Origin of the sequence: Heyndrickxia sp. FSL K6-6286 (assembly GCF_038630395.1) — a bacterium.
Taxonomy (GTDB): Bacteria; Bacillota; Bacilli; order Bacillales; family Bacillaceae_C; genus Heyndrickxia; species Heyndrickxia oleronia.
Genome location: NZ_CP152029.1, coordinates 2,216,727 through 2,237,117 on the forward strand (window position 1 = coordinate 2,216,727; position 20,391 = coordinate 2,237,117).

The 20,391-nt window shown below is 32.7% G+C and carries 24 protein-coding genes and 1 pseudogene; 16 read left to right on the top strand and 9 right to left on the bottom strand.

From position 1 onward, the window contains the following. Window positions 1-5: 5 nt before the first annotated feature. Window positions 6-1,850 (bottom strand): methyl-accepting chemotaxis protein, encoded by a 1,845-nt coding sequence (locus MHI39_RS11190; RefSeq protein WP_278892400.1) that lies wholly within the window; start codon window positions 1,848-1,850, stop codon window positions 6-8. Window positions 1,851-2,104: 254 nt separating this feature from the next. Between MHI39_RS11190 and MHI39_RS11195 the strand changes: the two genes are divergently transcribed. Continuing rightward, complete coding sequence (locus MHI39_RS11195; RefSeq protein ID WP_058006402.1) at window positions 2,105-2,326, top strand: YozE family protein; 222 nt, start codon at window positions 2,105-2,107, stop codon at window positions 2,324-2,326. Between the two features lie 372 nt (window positions 2,327-2,698). Beyond that, window positions 2,699-3,358 (top strand): hypothetical protein, encoded by a 660-nt coding sequence (locus tag MHI39_RS11200; RefSeq protein WP_071975547.1) that lies wholly within the window; start codon window positions 2,699-2,701, stop codon window positions 3,356-3,358. Between the two features lie 39 nt (window positions 3,359-3,397). On the opposite strand, the gene MHI39_RS11205 is transcribed toward MHI39_RS11200, so the two are convergent. Further along, window positions 3,398-3,535, bottom strand: a complete 138-nt coding sequence (locus MHI39_RS11205) for a hypothetical protein (RefSeq protein WP_158022186.1) — start codon at window positions 3,533-3,535, stop codon at window positions 3,398-3,400. A 140-nt stretch (window positions 3,536-3,675) separates the two neighbouring features. On the opposite strand from MHI39_RS11205, the gene MHI39_RS11210 reads away from it, so the two are divergent. Further along, entirely contained in the window at window positions 3,676-3,855 is a 180-nt protein-coding gene (locus MHI39_RS11210; protein WP_058004326.1) for a YozD family protein, read from the top strand. A 300-nt stretch (window positions 3,856-4,155) separates the two neighbouring features. Here MHI39_RS11210 and MHI39_RS11215 read toward each other — a convergent pair whose 3' ends face one another. After that, the gene (locus MHI39_RS11215; protein ID WP_139254839.1) at window positions 4,156-4,281 is read right to left on the bottom strand and encodes a hypothetical protein; all 126 of its coding nucleotides are present in this window, start codon (window positions 4,279-4,281) and stop codon (window positions 4,156-4,158) included. A 133-nt stretch (window positions 4,282-4,414) separates the two neighbouring features. Between MHI39_RS11215 and deoD the strand changes: the two genes are divergently transcribed. The 3 genes from deoD to MHI39_RS11230 all read left to right on the top strand — a co-directional run bounded on the left by deoD (window position 4,415) and on the right by MHI39_RS11230 (window position 7,844). Further along, window positions 4,415-5,113 carry a purine-nucleoside phosphorylase gene (gene deoD, locus MHI39_RS11220; RefSeq protein ID WP_058004327.1) on the top strand — a complete coding sequence of 233 codons (699 nt, stop codon included), beginning with the start codon at window positions 4,415-4,417 and terminating at the stop codon, window positions 5,111-5,113. Window positions 5,114-5,401: 288 nt separating this feature from the next. After that, the gene (locus MHI39_RS11225; protein WP_058004328.1) at window positions 5,402-6,205 is read left to right on the top strand and encodes a M15 family metallopeptidase; all 804 of its coding nucleotides are present in this window, start codon (window positions 5,402-5,404) and stop codon (window positions 6,203-6,205) included. 142 nt (window positions 6,206-6,347) lie between these two features. Then, window positions 6,348-7,844 carry a S41 family peptidase gene (locus MHI39_RS11230; RefSeq protein ID WP_058004329.1) on the top strand — a complete coding sequence of 499 codons (1,497 nt, stop codon included), beginning with the start codon at window positions 6,348-6,350 and terminating at the stop codon, window positions 7,842-7,844. A gap of 43 nt (window positions 7,845-7,887) precedes the next feature. Here MHI39_RS11230 and MHI39_RS11235 read toward each other — a convergent pair whose 3' ends face one another. Continuing rightward, window positions 7,888-8,133 (bottom strand): hypothetical protein, encoded by a 246-nt coding sequence (locus tag MHI39_RS11235; RefSeq protein WP_058004330.1) that lies wholly within the window; start codon window positions 8,131-8,133, stop codon window positions 7,888-7,890. Window positions 8,134-8,228: 95 nt separating this feature from the next. On the opposite strand from MHI39_RS11235, the gene MHI39_RS11240 reads away from it, so the two are divergent. From MHI39_RS11240 to MHI39_RS11250, 3 genes are all read left to right on the top strand, one after another. Continuing rightward, window positions 8,229-8,495 carry a hypothetical protein gene (locus MHI39_RS11240; RefSeq protein WP_058004331.1) on the top strand — a complete coding sequence of 89 codons (267 nt, stop codon included), beginning with the start codon at window positions 8,229-8,231 and terminating at the stop codon, window positions 8,493-8,495. Between the two features lie 345 nt (window positions 8,496-8,840). Further along, the gene (locus tag MHI39_RS11245; protein ID WP_058004332.1) at window positions 8,841-9,590 is read left to right on the top strand and encodes a CAP domain-containing protein; all 750 of its coding nucleotides are present in this window, start codon (window positions 8,841-8,843) and stop codon (window positions 9,588-9,590) included. A 438-nt stretch (window positions 9,591-10,028) separates the two neighbouring features. Then, the gene (locus MHI39_RS11250) at window positions 10,029-10,175 is read left to right on the top strand and encodes a DUF2639 domain-containing protein (RefSeq protein ID WP_071975549.1); all 147 of its coding nucleotides are present in this window, start codon (window positions 10,029-10,031) and stop codon (window positions 10,173-10,175) included. Window positions 10,176-10,231: 56 nt separating this feature from the next. On the opposite strand, the pseudogene MHI39_RS11255 reads toward MHI39_RS11250, so the two are convergent. The 5 genes and pseudogenes from MHI39_RS11255 to MHI39_RS11275 form a co-directional block, all read right to left on the bottom strand. Then, window positions 10,232-11,119: pseudogene (locus tag MHI39_RS11255) on the bottom strand (IS3 family transposase); the annotation flags it as partial. Then, complete coding sequence (locus MHI39_RS11260; RefSeq protein WP_058002529.1) at window positions 11,083-11,634, bottom strand: helix-turn-helix domain-containing protein; 552 nt, start codon at window positions 11,632-11,634, stop codon at window positions 11,083-11,085. The gene MHI39_RS11260 and the pseudogene MHI39_RS11255, both read right to left, overlap by 37 nt. 68 nt (window positions 11,635-11,702) lie before the next feature. Continuing rightward, window positions 11,703-12,266 (bottom strand): GNAT family N-acetyltransferase, encoded by a 564-nt coding sequence (locus MHI39_RS11265; protein WP_058004333.1) that lies wholly within the window; start codon window positions 12,264-12,266, stop codon window positions 11,703-11,705. Window positions 12,267-12,537: 271 nt separating this feature from the next. Then, window positions 12,538-13,137, bottom strand: coding sequence for a DedA family protein (locus MHI39_RS11270; RefSeq protein ID WP_342541252.1), 600 nt, complete (start codon window positions 13,135-13,137; stop codon window positions 12,538-12,540). Window positions 13,138-13,152: 15 nt separating this feature from the next. After that, the gene (locus MHI39_RS11275) at window positions 13,153-13,935 is read right to left on the bottom strand and encodes an undecaprenyl-diphosphate phosphatase (protein ID WP_058004334.1); all 783 of its coding nucleotides are present in this window, start codon (window positions 13,933-13,935) and stop codon (window positions 13,153-13,155) included. Window positions 13,936-14,092: 157 nt separating this feature from the next. Here MHI39_RS11275 and MHI39_RS11280 point away from each other — a divergent pair, with 157 nt between their 5' ends. The 7 genes from MHI39_RS11280 (at window position 14,093) to MHI39_RS11310 (ending at window position 20,265) form a co-directional block, all read left to right on the top strand. Continuing rightward, a complete protein-coding gene (locus MHI39_RS11280; RefSeq protein ID WP_058004335.1) occupies window positions 14,093-14,416 on the top strand; it encodes a DUF4870 domain-containing protein in 324 nt (107 codons plus the stop codon). A 304-nt stretch (window positions 14,417-14,720) separates the two neighbouring features. Next, window positions 14,721-14,936 (top strand): PLD nuclease N-terminal domain-containing protein, encoded by a 216-nt coding sequence (locus MHI39_RS11285; RefSeq protein WP_235813336.1) that lies wholly within the window; start codon window positions 14,721-14,723, stop codon window positions 14,934-14,936. Further along, window positions 14,933-15,841 carry an ABC transporter ATP-binding protein gene (locus MHI39_RS11290; RefSeq protein WP_078109922.1) on the top strand — a complete coding sequence of 303 codons (909 nt, stop codon included), beginning with the start codon at window positions 14,933-14,935 and terminating at the stop codon, window positions 15,839-15,841. Before MHI39_RS11285 ends, MHI39_RS11290 begins: the two co-directional genes overlap by 4 nt. Continuing rightward, window positions 15,838-16,617 carry a hypothetical protein gene (locus MHI39_RS11295; RefSeq protein WP_078109921.1) on the top strand — a complete coding sequence of 260 codons (780 nt, stop codon included), beginning with the start codon at window positions 15,838-15,840 and terminating at the stop codon, window positions 16,615-16,617. The genes MHI39_RS11290 and MHI39_RS11295 overlap by 4 nt, the downstream gene beginning before the upstream one ends. Window positions 16,618-16,693: 76 nt before the next feature. Continuing rightward, window positions 16,694-17,455, top strand: coding sequence for a hypothetical protein (locus MHI39_RS11300; protein ID WP_078109920.1), 762 nt, complete (start codon window positions 16,694-16,696; stop codon window positions 17,453-17,455). Window positions 17,456-17,569: 114 nt separating this feature from the next. Next, on the top strand, window positions 17,570-18,853 hold the full coding sequence (locus MHI39_RS11305) for an NCS2 family permease (protein WP_058004339.1): 1,284 nt from the start codon (window positions 17,570-17,572) through the stop codon (window positions 18,851-18,853). A 158-nt stretch (window positions 18,854-19,011) separates the two neighbouring features. Next, on the top strand, window positions 19,012-20,265 hold the full coding sequence (locus MHI39_RS11310) for an EAL domain-containing protein (RefSeq protein ID WP_058004340.1): 1,254 nt from the start codon (window positions 19,012-19,014) through the stop codon (window positions 20,263-20,265). The last annotated feature ends 126 nt before the right edge of the window (window positions 20,266-20,391 follow it).

Consider the following 20,391-nt stretch of genomic DNA (forward strand, 5'->3'; position numbering starts at 1 on the left):
GTGTATTAAATTTTAAAATTAGAAATAAGTGATCTTAAGTTTTCAGCTTGCTTTGATAGTTCAGATGCAGATGCTGTAACTTCCTCCATAGCTGCTGAACCTTCCTCTGAGGCAGCTGCAGTTGTTTCTGTATGAGAAGCTGTAATTTCAGCGATCTCACTAACAGCGGTGAATGAAGTGGAGACCTCTTGGCTAAGAAGTAACGTCTGTTCAATCTGTGCGACCATTTCGGCAACTACATCATTCGTTTGAGTGGACTGTTGCAAAATTCTTTGAAGTGACTGATTGGTTTCGTTTGATATTTCAACTCCAGCAATAACAGCTTGAACACCATCTTTATTTTGGCTTATGATTCTGTTCACTTCATCTTGAATTGAGTATACAATCTTTGTTACTTCTTTTGCTGCTCCTTGAGATTGTTCTGCAAGCTTTCTCACTTCATCAGCTACCACTGCAAAGCCACGTCCATGTTCACCAGCACGTGCTGCCTCAATAGCAGCATTTAGTGCCAAGAGATTTGTTTGTTCAGCAATACCTGTAATCGTGTTTATAATTTTGGTGATTTCATCAGACTTTTTCCCAAGAGCTTCCACAGTTGTGCTAGTACTAGCCATCGTTTCCTCAATGCCCATAATTTCATTGGATGCTTTTTTGACGGATTCACTACCAGTTACGGCAGCTGACTGCATTTGCATAGCAGCAGTTTTTACTCGATCAGCCTCTGAATGTAATGAATGGACTAGTTTCTCTAAATTCTTCATCTTACTCAAAGACTCATCCATTTGAGTGGTTGTTTTTTCACTTCCAGTTGCAATCTCACTTGATGTTTCAGCAATTGACAGAATGGTTTTAGAGGTTTCTTCAGCTGATGCTAGTAATTCTTCACTACTAGCTGAAACATTCTCAGACATTGCAGATACTCTTTTTACAAGTTCAGCAATTCCTTCAATTAAAGTATTTGTATCTTTAGCTAAGTCTGAAAGTTCATCATTTGACTTAACAACAATCCTCTTGGTTAGATCTCCTCCAGCATTTGCTATATCAAGTATGGATCGACTGATTTTTCTTACACTTGTAACAATATTTTTAGACAAAATGATTGCAAGTACAACAGATAAAATTAGTGCTAAAGAGGATAATCCAATGGTTACTATTTTTGCAATATTTGCTTGAGTATGTAAGTTGTCAATTCGTTGCTTTGTAGATTTCGATTCTGCTTCAATTAGAGCCTGGATATTATCATTCATTTGCTTCATATAATCTTGGCCTCTAGCAGACTGTACTTCTTTGCCAGCTTCATCGATTGTCCAAAAATCACGAATTTGTATAACCTTGTTAACCCACTCAACCCAGAATTGATAGGAATTTTCAATACCGTCCAGTTTATTTAATTGATCTTTGTTGTTTTTTAACAATTTTTGTAGATCTTTGATTAATACACCTGCATGGTCTTTTTCTTTTTCTAACGTCTTTAAGAATGTTTTATCTCCAGAAGCAACATAGCTTAATTCTGCAGATTCAATTTTTAAGGAAGTGTTTTCAATATCTTTTACTTTATCATGAATAACTAAATCCTTATTTACCACTCTATCAATTTCAGATTCAAGCTTAGACATATTGATATAGGAAGTAGTAGTTAGAATCATTAATAGTATGGTCAGAATACTAAAGGATACTACAACCTTTCCACGGATTGTTTGTAAATAAGCTATGATTTTTCCTTTTTGAGCATTTGTTTTTTGTTTTTTATTATCTGATTTTTGAAAGAGGGTCTTTTTCCCTAGTGTTGTTTTTTTGTTCTTTTTTGGTATATGACTTTTTTCCTTTATTCTCTTTTGTTGTTTTTTCACCAAACCTTTTCCCCCTTTTTCCCTTTATAACTGAATTTAAAAACTATTAATAATTATCATTTTAACCTGAGTGAACTGAATTATCTAGTAATTAAAAATAATTTTGTCGAAAAAGAAAGAAAATTTATGTGAAAAAAGTGATAGAACATTCGTCATGTGTTTAAAAATTTGACTAGATAAAATATAATAGAGGAGATTTTTATTTCTCACTAAATTATTTTTTTATATAGTGAATCAATAAGGGGGTCACAAAGTTGAATCAATCTTTTTACCACTTTTTAATAAAATATCGTGATCCAAAACCAAAGGATAGTTTATCTGAATTTGCTAATTATGCTTATGAAGATCATTCATTTCCGAAAGGATTATCTGACTATCATGAATTGAGTACCTACCTAGAATTAAATGGGCACTACCTACAGTCAATGAAGGTATTTGATGACGCATGGGAACTTTATGTAAATGAAAAAAAATAATAAAAAGGCGTTTCTTATCATTTTTAGCAAATATGGTAAGAAGGCCTTTTTTTATTTTAATTAAGGCTCTTTTTGCAAACCTTTTTTCTATTTAGGTAATGTATTACCTATGAAAACAAGTTGAAGAAGGATAAGTCCTTTTTCCATTGAGAAAAAGCCTGGCAATGTCATAAAAACTGCGAAATGCCTATTTAAGTGTAAAAGCTGGAAATAAAGCAATATACAACGCCAAACTATACGAAATTTGCCTGAATATAATAAGTATAAATAAATACATAAATTAAAATGACAAACGAATAACCAAACCGAAAAGAAATCAATTGCATATACTGACTAATAATACTTAGATAGTAAATAAGGAGACGGGAGGATATGGATGAATATGGCAGATCAAAATTTGAGATAGGGGATATTGTTGTAATTATCAGATATGGTTCTGTTGGTAAAATAACAAGTATTAAATTTGTGGATGGACAATTATTGTATGAAGTTAATGAGAGTGGTGGCTTATTTAATGAAAATGGAATTATGTTACTAGCAGACTATAAAGGTGAATTATTTGATAAGGAACAAATTGATATAGAATATAAATTCTTTTTTGGAGATTTAGTTCAAGTTAAAGGATATAGAGAAGAGATATTTAAGGTAGTAGGCTTTCGTACAGAAATTTGGCGTTATCAGGAAGACGCATGGGAAGATATTATTTACGAGCTAACAAGAATACATGATGGAGAATGGCTAGAAGCGGATGAAGCGGAATTAATTTTAGTCGCTGATTCTGAACATGCTGACAGCTTTTTAAAAAAGTTTGGCTTTGTTTACCCAATTAAAAAAACAAAAAAACCATTGAATATCTCAACGTCAAAGGAACAACTTTCCCATAAAATTGACTGTTTGTTAGATAAATACAATGATTATAAAGCACTTTATTTATTATTTCAGGACGATGAATATCTCTCTTGCATACATTCAATTGAAAAACAATTGCACCATCTTACAATAGCAAAAAACAAAAGATTAAAAAAACAATAGGCGAGCAATTATTTATATTACTAAGGTTGGAAAAGTAAGTTAACTTAACAGTAAATAAAGTGATAAAGCAATAAAAGAAAGGATGAAAGATTTAAATAATAATGATAAAATAATGTCCATGAATTGAATGATTTTGATTTCGATATGATTGGCGGATTCGTTAGATAAACGATTCATACTTATTGCCCCCTAGTCTTTGTAAAGAATGATTTATTCTATCCATATGCTTGTCCTATTAAATTGATGACTATTATCAAGTTATTCTGCATAATTTTTTGTTATAAAACATACATTGTAAATCAGAGGAGGCGATTTTGATGAAGGAAATCGAAGTATTTATTGATACAGAAGAAATTGCTGAGTTTTTCTTTCAAGAATTAATCAAGAGGGGATATGCCCCTAAGGAAGAAGAGGTAGAAGAAATCGCCGACATAACATTTGATTACTTAATTGCAAAATCCATAATCGATGAGGAATCTGAGGATGACCTTTATTAGAAAGGAATTAGAGGTAATAACTCAAGAATAATTAATCAATTGGGGGTCTGACACCATTTAAATGGCAATATCTCATTAGATATTGTATTTAAGGATCAGACCCCTTTGCTTTTTTGTAGATGACCATTTTTTTTATAATTAAGAATATAGATAATTTTTATATGAAAGTTACTTTGCAGTCTCTCATCATCGTGTATGTTAGTTTATTCACTTTCACCGTATGAAAACAAAGTTTATACTTCCTATGGACATTTCCCCACAAAAAGTGATTGGAATTGAGTAGGTACTTACACATTTGTTTTATTTTTTTCGGCTTTGTGCTGAAAATTCTTTTCCATGAGCTTCATGCTCTGCGATTATTTGCTCTGCAGGAATATGATTATTTTTCTTCTGACCATTTATCCGATTACGGTTTTTTTTGCCCATGATGATCCTCCTTTTAGTACATTACATTTTTAGTATTGCCTAAAACCACTTCGACATTCTTACAAACAATATTTGCATCCTTGCCAGGAAAACATTACAATGAAAACATTGGTATTTTGGAGGAGGAAATAAAATGAGTGTACATATTAATGCGAAAGAAAATGAAATTGCGGAAACAGTCCTATTACCGGGAGATCCTCTAAGAGCTAAGTATATAGCGGAAACATTCCTTGAAAATGTAACTTGCTACAACGAAGTTCGCAATATGTTTGGTTATACAGGTATGTATAAAGGGAAAAGAGTGTCTGTTCAAGGAACAGGTATGGGTGTGCCTTCGATTTCAATTTATATTAATGAATTAATGCAAAGCTATAATGTCCAAAATCTAATAAGAGTTGGGACATGTGGTGCGATTCAAAAGGATGTTAAGGTAAGAGACGTGATATTAGCAATGTCTGCGTCTACTGATTCACAAATGAATAAACTAACATTTAATGGAATTGATTATGCGCCAACAGCAAATTTTGATTTATTAAAGAAAGCATATGATGGCGGACTAGAAAAAGGATTGAACCTGAAAGTAGGAAATGTATTTACCGCTGACATGTTTTATAATGATAATGCAGAACATGAAAAATGGGCAAAATACGGTATATTAGCCATTGAAATGGAAACAGCCGCTCTTTATACACTAGCAGCAAAATTCGATCGTAAAGCATTATCTGTCCTAACTGTAAGTGATCATTTATTAACTGGTGAAGAAACGACTTCTGAAGAGAGACAAACTACTTTTAATGACATGATTGAAGTTGCTTTATCTACACTTGTCTAATAATCGGTAAAGTATATTACATAGCAGTCTTATGTGGAAAATGAGACTATCTCATAAGTGTTTTACATCATCTTTCTTGGTAATGAATTTTTAGTGAGAGATGGTTTTAAAAACATGCTTTTGAGATGGTCTTTCTTTATTCATTTTCCTCTAGCGGACTTTCCTCTGATTTGATAATATTTACTTATGTTTTTCAAAGGCTATTTTCTAATTTTTTGGTGCGTTTGATAGAATTAAGCATCAAATTTTTATGAAAAGAAGCCTCAAAAGGAAGAGAAAGGTGAAATTATGAAACGAATTGTATCAGTTGCAGCAGTTCTTCTTCTATTAGGTGGTTGTAGTGGGGGACAGAATCATGAGAAAGATGCATCCAAAAATTCACAGCAAACTAGTAACCATGAACAAGCAAATGCAGAAAATGGTACGAAAACAAAAGAAAAAAATAATGATTTGCTATTGGAATCAAAGTATTTTAATCAAATCAAAGAAGTAAATGGTCAAAAAATGATAGAAAACACATCTAATATATTATCATTAGTTAATAAAGAATATTCGATAGGGAGTTATGTTCCTAATGACTTAGTCCGCCCAAAGGTGAAATTTTCATTTGGTGACCAAGATATAGAAAAAAGCTATATGAGACAGGAAGCTGCAACTGCATTAGAAAAAATGTTCAGTGAAGCTGAAAAAAATGGGATATATTTATTTGCTTCATCTGGGTATCGTTCCTATGAAAGACAAAAAGCGATTTTAAATAATGAAATTGCAAATGTAGGGAAAGAAAAAGCTGAGCAAGCAGTAGCCACTCCAGGCCAAAGTGAACATCAGACAGGACTTGCGATGGATATTACTAGCGAAAGTGAAAATTATCTTCTCTCTGAAAATTTTGGGAAACAAAAAGAGGGGATTTGGCTAAGAGAACATGCTCATGAATTTGGTTTTATTCTGCGCTACCCTAAAGATAAAGAAAACATTACGGGTTATGAATATGAACCATGGCATTTCCGATATGTTGGAAAAAAGGCAGCTGCTGTTATTTATAAAAATGGATGGACTCTAGAAGAGTATTTTCAGCATGTTGAGAAAATGTAAGGCAGGCTTGGCCTGCTTTTTCTTTGGCTGTTTTAATGAGAAACTGTTAATAGGAAGGAAGATAGGAATTAAAAGCTTTTCTTCCTTATAATCAAAAAAACTGATAAAATAAAGAAGTTAGTATTTGAAAATATAACTTGTAATGTACTTGGTTATGAAAGTGGTGAAAGTCTTGGAAAATGAGAAAAAAGAAGTAGAGTCTCAAGAAACACAGACAGCACAAACAAATGGATATATTCGAATTAGAAAATTTAAATTTGTCATGCTAATTTTTGTTCTTGTTTTTGCTACAGCCGGAGTGACAACCTTTGCTTTAGCATTTGGTGATGATAAGCCTGTTAAAGTTGCTGTAAATCAAAGAACGGAATTCAATAAATTATATGATACTTATGATCAATTGAAGAAAAATTATTATAAAGATCTGAATAATGATAAATTAATAAATGGTGCAATTAACGGAATGCTTGACTCATTAGATGACCCTTATTCTGATTATATGACTAAAGAGGAAGCAGCACAATTTCATGAGAGCATTTCATCCTCCTTCCAAGGAATTGGTGCAGAGATACAGGAAAAGGATGGTTATATTGTTGTTGTCTCTCCAATCAAAGGTTCACCTGCTGAAAAAATTGGTTTAAAACCAAATGATAAAATTTTAGCTGTTGATGGAAAAAGTATTAGAGGAATGAGCGCCAATGAAGCGGTCCTGTTGATTCGCGGTGAAAAAGGATCCAAAGTAACTTTAACGATTCAAAAAGCTGGGTCAAGTGAATCAACAAAGATTACGATCACCCGAGATGATATTCCGGTCAATACGGTTTATTCCGAAATGCTGGAAAATGGTGTTGCAAAAATCCAAATCACTAGCTTTTCTGAGAATACGTATAATGAACTATTAAATGGATTAAAAGATATGGAATCTAAGGGAATGAAATCACTGATATTAGATTTGCGTCAAAATCCAGGTGGTTTATTAGACCAAGCAATTAAAATTTCAAATCTTTTTGTTCCAGAAGGCAAGAAAATTGTTCAAATTGAAGATAAAAAAGGGAAGCGTGAAGAGTTTGTCGCTGAAGATGGTAAAAAAATTAATGTTCCAGTTGCAGTAATTATTGATAATGGAAGTGCAAGTGCTTCAGAAATCCTTGCTGCTGCTGTTAAAGAGTCTGCTGGTATACCATTAGTTGGGCAAAAGTCATTTGGTAAAGGAACTGTACAATCTGCCACCGATTTTAAAGATGGGTCTAATATGAAAATTACAACAGCAAAATGGCTAACGCCAGATGCAAACTGGATTCATCAAAAAGGGATCAAACCAGATTATGAAGTAAGTCTACCAAAATATGCGGATCTACCAATTATAAATCCAGATACTAAAATCGAAATGTCATCAATTTCATCTGATGTGAAGGCTGCGGAAGAAATGCTCAAGGCATTAGGCTACAACCCAGGGAAAGTTGATGGATTCTTTGATCAGGATACAGAGGCTGCTGTTAAAGAGTTTCAAAAGAAGAATAATTTAAAAGAAACTGGTGTTTTACAAGGAGAAACAACACTTCAATTGATGAATCAATTGAGAGAAGATATTGTTAAAAATGACACACAGGTCAAAAAAGCAATTAGTATTTTGAAAAAATAGGAACATAAAATGAGGCTGTCTGAAACTTTCAGACAGCCATTTCTTATCGTTTATACTCACCAAATTTCAAAAAGGTTGTTTCGTCTTCTACTAGCCCACACGCTCCACATTGAACCCTATATTCAGGGCCTTTAAAGGAAATATGGAATAGATCAGATGCTTCATTTCCATATTGCTCAATGATTTCACCAGTTTTTGGATCCATTTTAACTGCCTGCGGAACTTGCTGAATGATATTAAATCGGGTTCTATTCGTTTTACAATTTGGACAACAATAGGGACCATGCATATGAATATCCTCCAATCTTTTTTAATTATTGGGTTAGAATACCCAATAATTTGGAGAGTATTCGGAAGAATAAACTAAAAAGAGGAGAAATTGAAGTGAATGATGAAAAATTATTAGAGGTGTATTTGAGCATTTGGAAAAATCGTAAAAGTACAAATTGTCATTCTAAATCAGAAGAACAATTAAAAGCTGCTGTGTTAAGTGAGTTATTAGATGAGCAAACACACCCGAGGCTTAGAGTAAGTAAAGAGACAAAATTCTTTTTTGCTGTCCAGAGGATATCTAATTCCTCCTTGGATTTATCTGAAAAAATGGGATTGATTAATTATTTTATAAAACAAATGGAAGGTTTACGGGGTTAATGATAATTAACCTCTATTCTTTTTACTTAAACTACATGTTTGAAATTTAATTGTAATAATCGTTATATGTAGCGCTCATTTTAAAACCTGTCAATAGAAAAAACCTGTTAATATATGGTTTGTTTTAGGATTAGTTGGTAAACTTTCCGATGTAAGTAAATGAAGTTGAAAAAAGATAAATCTATTAATATAGCTATTTATATATAAATTTTATATGAAAATAACATAAAATGACTCTTTTAAAATGAAAATAGTAGTCTCTTCCAAGTTTATTACAAAAAAGCTGTGATATGATTTTCATGTAAGACAAACACATATCGCAGATCTCAAGGAGGAGAAATTACGATGAAAAAAACAATTATTACTACTGCAACTGCATTTGCACTTCTTGCGACACCATTTGTAAACAAAGCTGATGCTGCTACATTTCAAAATGATTCACATAAAACTGTTAATATAGCAAAATATGAATATAAAGTAGAAAATGCAAAAGATTTACAATCTCTAATCAATCAGATTATGACTAAATATAATGTAAGCTATAATCAAGCAAAAAACATTACTCAACAAAAAACAACTGAAAATACAAAAAAACCAGTATCAAAACCTGCGAAACCTCAAGCTTCCCAAAATAAACCAGTAGTTAATCAAAATAAACCGTCTACATCACAGACGACAAAGCCAACTACTTCAACCAATCAATCAGCAGGAGATACTTTAAATGCTTCTGAAAAGCAAGTAGTAGAGTTAGTTAATAAAGAACGTGCGAAACAAGGATTACCTGCATTGAAAATTGATAATGAACTAAGTAAGGTCGCACGAGTTAAATCAAATGATATGGCTACAAATAAATATTTTGATCATACAAGTCCTACTTATGGATCACCATTTGATATGATGAAGAAATTTGGCATTAAATATTCAACAGCGGGTGAAAATATTGCTATGGGTCAACGTACACCTGAAGAAGTTATGAAAGCTTGGATGAATAGTGACGGTCACCGTGCGAATATTTTAAATAAAAACTATACACATATTGGTGTAGGTTATGTAGCGAATGGAAATTATTGGACACAAGAATTTATCGGAAAATAAATAATTGACTAGAGCCCCTGTTATGGGGTTCTTTTTGTTATTTTATCATTTTAATCAAATGCTGCTTTCGAAAAATTTGTTGTTTTCGAAAAAACCTAACTGGCCTGCTTTTTCCTCCGATAAAGGAGTCTAGGTTTCTTATGGAGATTGCTGCTCTTTTCTCAGTAAAATGTAAGACGCTGCGATTTTTAGATCAGAGTTAAACTTTACTTAAATAGCAACAATGTTATAGAAAAGCCTAATCAAAAATAATAGTAAAAGTTAAAGTATATTCGAATCGATATGATCTATACCTATGTTATTGTTAACTTATCATTAAATTAAAAGAATACATTTAACGTAAATGGTCTTCGAAAGAAATATGATTTAGCTAAACATATTTCATCTAATGCTCACATATATTGTATGGACAAGCATTTTGAGAGGGGAGACCTGTCCATGGCATATAAGTATTCTAAAGGTTGGTATGTAATGCAATTAAAAAACAGAGGAATCCGTTATCATCCTGTAGGTAGAAAAAAACTAGAACTTTATAAAACATGGGTGGTAAGAAATCTATATAATGAATTAAATTCAAAAGAATAGGGAACTAAAAAAAGGATGACATGTGTGTACTGAACCCCAAAAGTTAGACTAAATATTTAAGCAGCTAATCGGCTGGTATGAAGACGGTATTCAACCGGGCTCATGCCAGCCAATTTTGCTTTTATTCGTTCATTATTATAATAATAAATATAGTTTATAATAGCCTGTTTTAACTCTTCAAAAGAGTGATAAATTCTACCGTAGTACATTTCTTGCTTCATAATGCCAAAGAAATTTTCCATAGGTGAATTATCTAGACAGTTACCCTTTCTGGACATGCTTTGAAATATATTATTATCTTTTAGTTTTTTTACATATGCTTTCATTTGATATGCCCACCCTTGATCAGAGTGAACAGTTGTTCTATATGGGCAATCTTTTGTTCGTTCAATGGCTTCATCTAAAGCCTCCATTATAGCTTTTGAATTTGGTCGTTCTGATACCCTAAAGGATAGAATTTCACCGTTATACATATCTAAAAATGGATCTAAATAGGCTTTCTTGATGTTCATATTTCCTTTAGAATCGGCCGTGTAGTATCTAAATTCTGATGTATCAGTTGTCATTTTTTGATGTGGAATGTTTGTATCAAATCTACGGTGGATAAGGTTCTTCGCAATCTTACCGATCGTTCCTTTGTAAGTACTAAATTTACGAGACTTACGTGTGAAGGATTTACAAGTAATGCCGAGTTTATTTGTAATCCGTAGAATTTTCTTGTGATTTACAACATAACCACGCTTACGTAATTCCATATCAATTCGACGATATCCATAATTTCCTGTATGTTTATCAACGATTTCTTTAATAACCTTTTCTATTTCTTCATCTGGACTAGGTTCATCAAATCGTTTTTTCCAGTACATATAAGTTGCCTTTGGAAAACCTGTTGCTTCAAGGATAACGGCTAGTTTGAATTTTTTTCTGAGTTCATGGATGACTCTCGATTCTGTTTTAGCAGTCGGCTCGGAATATTTATCCCTGAAGCTCGGAGCTTTTTTAAATAGGCATTCTCCGCACGAAGTAACTCTATCTCTTTTTCAAGTTGTTGTTCTTTCGTTAACTTTTTCTCTGAGTTTTTCTTCTTTTGTTTATTTGACATTGATGGACGCCCCCTTAGTTTAGAGAGTCCTTCAATGCCTTCGTTTTGCCATGTACGCATCCAATTTGCAATCATTGGTGGCTCATGAATGCCGAATTTTATAGCAACTGATTCAAAGGATTCTCCTGTTCTTAATTTATAGTTTAGGACATCTAACTTAAATTGAACAGGATAAGTAGTCGGGGATTTCTTTCTAAGAAAACCATCCTTTCCAAATTGCCTAAAGGTATTAACCCATTTTGCCACATTCGTTGAGCTTCTAACTCCAAACTTTTTAGCTATGGAATCATAGCCACCTTCTCCTGAAAGATAAGCATCTACAACTTGTTGCTTAAATCCTTCATCGTATTTGACCATAAAAAACACCCCAAAAGTTAGATTTTTGGTCTAACTTTTGGGGTGCACATCAGTGAGTCATCCTTTTTTTAAGCTTCTAAAGCTTGCGTATCTTCTTTGATAGACGAGTTTCGCATCATATGAAGTGAGAAAAGATCTTTTGATATTTCGTAAAGATCATAAATATAACCTGTTGAATTTAGTTGTTCGAACACAGATTTTCTCGTTTCATTGGCTTTTATTGTATAGGGTAATTTTTCAGCCGCTTTTCTTGAACGAATATTTTCTTTTCGAATTCTCATAAAAATGGTTTCAATACCTAATTCATAAAATACTTCGTTAAAAAAAGCTTCCTTTGCTAATTGGTTATAGCCTTTACCGTGATAAGGTTTTCCAATCCATGTACCTAGAAAACCTGCATTATCCTCTATATCATATAAATTAATGGTTCCAATTGGATTTTCCCATTCGTCTGTGATCGTACGAGAAATTAATTTTCCATGTTCTTCGGCCTCGATTATTTGCTTCGTTAAAAAAAGAAATTCATCATGTGAATATGCCTTATGACGTACAAAAGGGAAGACTTCTGGGTGCACCATCAAATCAAAAAGAATTTGACTCTCTTGGCCAATTAATTCACGTTTCTTGAGCATGTTATCCCCTCCACAGAGGGCAGATTTCACCTAAATAGGTCAGCCTCACCCTCGAAATTTTTTAAAGTTACGTAAAAAATTTCGGGGTGGGAATCGAACCCACTAGGACCAGTCAAGAAACTTTGCTGGTGGCGCACCATTTGCCTTCCCTAATTGCAGTATATACGTTTATGTGTGTATTTCTTTTTGTATCTTACAATAAAAATTTAAAATTGAAAATAGGTTTTTTGTTAATTTTTTTTGACTATTTTTCCCTCGATTCGACATTCTGTTATTTAGATCTATATCTTCTAAAATAATGGTAGAAGAAATAGAGGGTCAAGGATGCTACAGCAATGAATACAATCGGTTTAATGTAAGCAGTTGCAACCTCACAGATTGTGTTCCAATGTTGGTTTAACTGCATTCCTATAAGAAGGAACAGGATGGTCCATGGCAACATAGCTGCAATCGTATATAAAAGAAATTGGTAGAACGGCATCCTAGCGATGCCCGCTGGAATCGAGATAGCATGTCGAACGATGGGGATAAATCTTGCTAGGAAAATAACAATTGTACCATATCTTTCGAACCAAGATTCAGCAGCATCTAAGTGATTTCTTTTAATCAAAAGGAAACGCCCATATTTTTCAAAAAATGGTCTGCCACCATAGCTACCTAACCAATACAAAAAAACTTGTGCCATTGTCCCACCTATGATTCCCGCTAACAAGGCAGAAAAAAATGAAATTTTCCCACCAGAAATGAGAAACCCACCATAGCCTAATACGATTTCACTAGGGATCACTTCAATCATAAGGGCAAAAGCAATTCCGAAAAAACCATGTTGGCCAAGTGTTTCTAATGTGTTTGTTATCCATTCGCTAGACAATACCCTCAACTCCATTTAAAAAATTCCCAACCATTGCAATAGAATGATGGAGATTCCAAGTGTCCAAACATAATAGGCAAAGATTTTCAAAGATTTTCTCTTTAAAAAATTGACCATTCCAACAATTGCTAGATACCCAAAGATGGCTGATGCAATTGTACCGATAAGAAGTCCAAATAAAGTAACGGATTCAACTTGTCCTACTATAAGATCTTTTCCTTGTAGAACTATCCCACCTAAAATGGCTGGAGTTGATAACAAAAAAGAAAAATATGCTGCTGTTTGTCTATCCAATTTTCTCATCAATCCGGCAGCAATCGTTAATCCTGATCTTGATAAGGCCGGGAAGATTGCAGCAGCTTGAAATGTGCCAATGATTAGCGCGTCGGAATATTTGATATCTTCAAGCTTTTTACTACCCTTTTTTGCTTTCTCTGCAAACCAAAGCACCCCTCCAGTTACGAGAAATTCCCAACCAATTGTTACCCCAGTTTTAGAGATTTCTTCAAAGTAATCTTTTAGTGAAAATCCGACGATCACTGCAGGAATTGTACCAATCACCATAATGAGGCTCAATTTGCTAAATGGGTGACGTATCATTTTCCATAAATCATCCTTATAAACCACAATAATTGCAAGAAGAGTACCTACATGGAGCATTGTATCAAGAAAAAGGCCAGCTTCATCTAATCCAAATAGATGTCTTCCAATATACAAATGTCCGGTACTTGAGATTGGCAGAAACTCAGTTAAACCTTGGATAATTCCTAAAATGAACGCCTCAATATTGGATAACATATAATCACCTACTTCTTGAGTAAAATAAATATGGACAACTATAATAAACATATGCAAGTCCGATGGAAATAATAATGAAGAAAAAATTTTCCGAAATGAAACTAAAAGTGAAAATTTAACGTATATTCACTAGTAAGAATAAAAGGAGGGGTTATCATTGGTATCACAAGAGGAAAAATTATTAGCAGCTGGAATATATATCACAAGCTTTTTTACAACGATCATAGGTCCTTTAATCATATGGTTAATTAAAAAAGACGATTCTGAATTTATTAATGCACATGGAAAAGCATACTTTAATTTTATTATTTCTTATTTTATATACAGTATTATTTTCGGGATTCTCGTTATCGTTCTAATTGGAATTGTATTGCTTTGGTTACTTGGAATCGTTGTATTTGTATTTACGATCATAGGTGCCGTCAAAGCCTTTCAGGGTGAGCGTTATAAAATTCCTTTTACCTTTGAATGGATTAAATAAATCTGTTTTAAAGAATGACTGAAGTTGTGGTCATTCTTTTTTTTGGCTCTTTTTTCAAATATTGTTGCTATTTATGTAAAGTAATAGCTAATAAATATCGTCTGAGGATCGCTACACTCCATTAGAACCGCTAGAATCCTTTTTAAGATAAAAAGCCGATCAGTTAGGCTTTTACACAAGCATCAAACGATGTGAAAACAGTTTTTTGACATTAATAATTAAACTATTGCTATTCATGATTATCTGTTCTATTATTTATATAACAGATAATCATGAATAGTAATTAGAGCAGGAGAGGATAAAGGTGGAAAATATTTATGAGGTGTTAAAAGAAATAAATTGGGGATTGATTGCGCCCATCATAATTATTCAATTTTTGTTAGTTATTATTGCGGTCATTGATCTAATACGCAATAAACAAACCAATGGTCCTAAATGGATGTGGGTATTGATTATTTTATTTATAAATATAGTTGGTCCAATTATCTATTTCATTGTAGGAAGGAGACACAATAGATGAGTATCTTGAAGATAAAAAATTTAAAGAAAGAATATAAAGGGAAAACGGCGGTTGACACAATTAGTTTTTCACTAGAAGAAGGAAAATGTACTGCATTATTAGGTCCCAATGGTGCAGGTAAAACAACCACTCTTAATATGATTGCAGGGCTGATCACTCCAACGAGTGGGAAAGTCTTTTCTCCTAATTATCCAAATCAAAAGGATTTAAGAGGTATGATTGGTTTTCTTCCTCAATATCCAGCATTTTATGATTGGATGAGTGGAGAAGAATATTTATCTTTTGTTGGTCGATTAACAAATATTGAAAGCAATAGATTAAATCAAAGAATTGATGAACTAATTGAAGTGGTTGGTTTAATGGAGGGGAGAAAGCGTAGAATTGGACAATATTCGGGAGGAATGAAACAGAGGCTTGGAATTGCTCAAGCGCTCATCCATAAGCCGCAGATTCTTATTCTCGATGAACCAGTTTCAGCATTAGATCCATTCGGTCGCAGGGAAATCATCGATTTAATTAAACTGATGAAAACGGAAACCACGATATTATTTTCAACGCATATTTTAAATGATGCAGAAGAGGTTTGTGATCAGGTATTACTGTTAAATAATGGCGAGTTAATAGAGGATGGGAATATCGTTGATGTAAGAGCAAAGCATTCCAGTCAAATGATTCGACTAACTTTTTCAACTAATCCAAAGTTATTACTTCCTCGCTTTCAGAAATATTCATGGGTAGAAAAGATAGAGCAAAATGAAAAAGTCATCGTACTGTATGTAAAGGATCTACAGGTTGGAAGACAACAACTACTTAAAATGGCAAGTGAAGAGAATTGGCCATTAGATAGTTTTGATTTATGTCAACTTTCGTTAGAAGAGATATTTAGAAAAGTGGTGAAAGAATGAATCAATTTTTTATTTTTATAAAAAAAGAAAACACTGAGTCCTTGAGAAACTATAGATGGTTATGGATGCCTTTACTATTTATCCTTTTAGGGATTATGCAACCAGTTACAACTTACTATTTGCCTAAAATTATTGATTCCTTAGGAGATCTACCGGAAGGTACAGTGATAGAAATACCATTACCACATGCACCTGAGGTTTTATTCAGTACTTTAACCCAACAATTTAATATGATTGGTTTACTGGTAATAGTTTTAGCTTTTATGTCTTCTGTTACGGCAGAAAGGAAAAATGGTAGTGCTGCACTGATATTAGTGAAACCAGTTTCATTTTCTTCCTATATGATCGCAAAATGGGTGATGGCTTTACTTATTGTTTGGTTTTCTTACTTTATGGGAATGATGGCAAATTGGTATTATACATACCAATTATTTGAATTAGTAAATCTATCACTTATGCTTAAAGGAATGTTCCTATATGGGTTATGGCTAACATTAATTGTAACCTTAATCTTTTTCTTCGGAAGTATGTCAAATACCTCTGGAGTTACTGCAGCTTTAACACTTGTCGTTACAATCGTTCTGAGCTTTCTTTCTTCGGTTTTATCTGAAAAATTAGATTGGATACCCTCAAATATCCTAAAATATACAGGAGAATTATGGACGAATGGCTATCTAAGTAAAGGAACAATTCCTACGGTTATCATTACTATATGTTTAATTATCATACTGATTGTATCTTCTCTATCAATTTTTAAAAGAAAAGAATTAATTTAGAAGTAACTAGATAGGAATATATTCTTGTTATATTCATATAATAGAAAGAATCTTCATTGATAGGGTGAATTGAAAGATGAATATAAAAGAATACTATTCCTATAAGACTAAATTATATTTGCAGCAAATAATCATTATCGGGATATATATGACCATTTGTTTATTTATTCTTTTGAATACTAGTTTTTCCTTAATCGCTAAATGGGCAGTATGTCTTCTTTTTATTGTTATCCTCTATTATTTAATAAAATATTATTATTATGTCTTTCGCGAAATAAAATCTTCTATTCCATTTGATTCTCAAGAGAAAGAGTTACCTTCTTATGATCGCTTCTTATTCGTTCTTTCTGCAACTCCCTTTCTACAATTGAAATTTTTTAAAAGTAATGGACTTTGCGCATGGAAGATTGCACCTTATAATACAAACGGTAAGAAGTGGAGTAACCTCAATCATACATTTAAAAGTATGTATATGATCCAAAATCACAGTGGAAGCAACTGTGTATACATTGAAATAAGTAAAAACAAGAAGAAAGCTACAAAAATGATTCTACCATCGAAAACAATAGAAATGTATCCTAAGAAAGAAAATTGGAGAACATTGTGTTTTTCAGTGGAAAATAATCAGTTTACGATTAATAAGAGTTTGGCAACAATAAAAATTTGTAAGGATGATCAAGTTATTTCGAAAATTACCAAAGGTGTTATGCCTTTAAACTGGCAAAAACACTTTTCACCCAATACACCAATCATTGAGTTTACAGAAACTATGAATGAAAGGGATTTTTTTATTTGTATTGGACTATTGATTTATCTTTATCATGTTTACTACGATTAATAATATTGTCATTCCGGAGATTCATCTATATAATATTAAATTGTGGCTAATCTGTATTTTCTTACAGATAAAAGCGGGTTGGGAGAGGGACAACTAAATATAGGTGTCAAATAAATGGATAAGAAGGGTATTTTCCAGATTAAAAATCATCAGACAACAGTGAAAAAGGAAATAACAGCTGGAGTCATTGGTTTTTTTACTGTAGTATACATTATTGCTGTTAATTCCCTTATCCTTTCCGAAGCAGGGATACCCTTAGAAGGTGCTGTTATTGCAACCATCTTAACCTCTTTTTTTGGTTGTTTAATAATGGGATTATGGGCAAATTCACCAATTATTCTTGTACCAGGTATGGGAATAAATGCATTATTCTCATATACTCTAGTACAATCGATGGGATTGACCTGGCAAGAGGCTTTAGCAGTTGTATTTGTGTCAGGCATGATCTTTTCGATTATAGCATTTACGAGATTGGCAACCATTTTGAATACATCTATTCCTACAACATTAAAGGATGCGATAACCGTTGGGTTAGGATTATTTTTAATGCTGATTGGATTAGAAAAGGGTGGTCTTGTCGTTCGTGGTGGAACTACCATCATTGCATTAGGTAATTTAAGTGATATAAAAGTTTTGGCTACGATTATCACCTTCTTAGTATTGTTGATCCTTTTTTTGAGAAATGTAAAGGGACATTTCTTATGGACCATTCTTTTTGGAACTGGATTATCAGCATTATTTGGAATTATACCGAAAACAGGTAAGCAAGGTTTTTCATTAGAAAATTATCAAATAGTTTTTGGTCATTTTTCTTTTGAACGGGTATGGACGTTGCCTTTCTGGATTGCGGTATTTACAATTTCTATGGTTGTCGTGTTTGAAAATATCGGTCTTGTTCATAGTCATACAGTCCAATTAAAAAACGAAGCTAAATTTAGTAAAGGATTACAGGCAACAAGTATTTCTGCAATTTTTTCGGGTCTGCTTGGATCTAGTCCAACAGTGTCAGCGGTAGAATCAACTGCCGCAATTACCTCTGGTGGCCGTACAGGTTTAACTGCAATCACTACTGGGGCCTTGTTTTTATTGTCCGTAGTTGCAATACCTTATATGAAAATTATACCGGATAATGCAATTGCCCCCATCCTTATATTAATTGGCATATTGATGACTCAAAATATTCGATTTATGGATTTACGTGACATGACCGAGGCACTGCCCGCTATTTTAATCATTGCGATGATTCCATTTACATCTAGCATTTCAGATGGAATTGCGATTGGATTTATTCTTTATCCTGTTCTGAAGCTTTCTATTGGTAAAGCAAAGGATGTATCCATTCCTCTTTATATTATTGCAAGTTTGTTTTTTATCAATTTTTTATTACAGTATATGTAATTTTGTTAGACATTTTGAGGGGGAATCAATTATGGATTCACCCTCTTTTTCTATTTTTTGAATATAGACTTTTATCCTAGTAATTTGATAACATACATTTAGTAGAGAATCGTATATATTTTGAAATATTATGCATTTTAAAGCAGGGAGAGAGCTCGATGGAAGTTTTTGTTGCACGTCAGCCCATTTTTAATATTGATAATAGGGTTGTTTCATATGAATTATTGTATCGGAATGATAATGTCAATTCCTTCCCAAATATTGATGGGGATCAAGCAACTGCTGACGTAATTATTAACAGTTTTTTTAATATTGGTATAGATAATCTTTCATCAGGACTACCATGTTTTATTAATTTTACTGAAAACCTTCTTAAGCATAAGGTTCCAACTTATTTCTCACCAAGGGATATAGTGATTGAGATACTTGAAAATGTTACTCCTTCTCGAGAATTAGTAGAAATATGTAGAGAATTAAAAAAGCTAGGTTATAAAATTGCATTGGATGATTATATTTTTTATAGTAATAATCTGTATTCATTAGAATTATTAAAATTTGTGGATATAGTAAAAATAGATTTTATGAATACGAATAAAATCGAAAGAAAAGAAATAGAAAAAATTATTCAATCGTTTAACATAAAATTACTGGCTGAAAAAGTTGAAACGAAGGAGCAGTTTGAAGAGGCTAAACAAAATGGCTATACGTATTTTCAAGGCTATTATTTTAGTCAACCTGTAATTATTTCAACATTTGATATTCCAGCATCTTTTCATTCGTACTTACAAATCGTTCGTTTATTATCTAATGAAGATGTCAGCATTGAGCATATTAGTATGATTATTGAACAAGATTTATCATTAGCTTATAAACTATTAAAACTAATAAACTCACCAGCTCACCGACCTACTCAAAAGATACACTCTATCCATCAGGCAATTATATTACTAGGTTTAATTGAAATTAAAAGATGGATATTTATTTTAGCAATTAGGGAAAACGCTGGATGGAGACAACAACTTTCAGAAGAAGTATGTAGAACGAGCTTAACTAGAGCGAAGTTTTGTGAGTTAATATCTGAAAAGCAGTTCGGTAAATCAGAGTCACCGAAATTTTTTTTGTTAGGTCTTTTTTCTTTATTAGACGCTATCCTCTTTAAGCCAATGGATGAGGTGCTAAATCAATTATCATTGGAGGAAAGCCTTTTTAATGCATTATGTGGTGAAGAGAATAGTATGAGGAAAGTGCTTGATTTATCGATTGCTCTGGAAAAAGCAGAATGGGAAAAAATGGATGAATTGCTGCAGATTACCGATCTTACCGAACAAGAACTGTCAAGATTTTATCAGCAGGCATGGGAATGGAGTGACCAGGTCATGAATGAGGATTTTACATATATCTCACTTGATTGATTTAATTTTTTATGTCACCCTTAATGTTAGGATTATGGATATATCTATTTTTAGTTTGACATAAACCCTTTTAGAAATTATTAGACATTTCTAATTAACGATAATCTTGAAGATAGAGCTTAAATT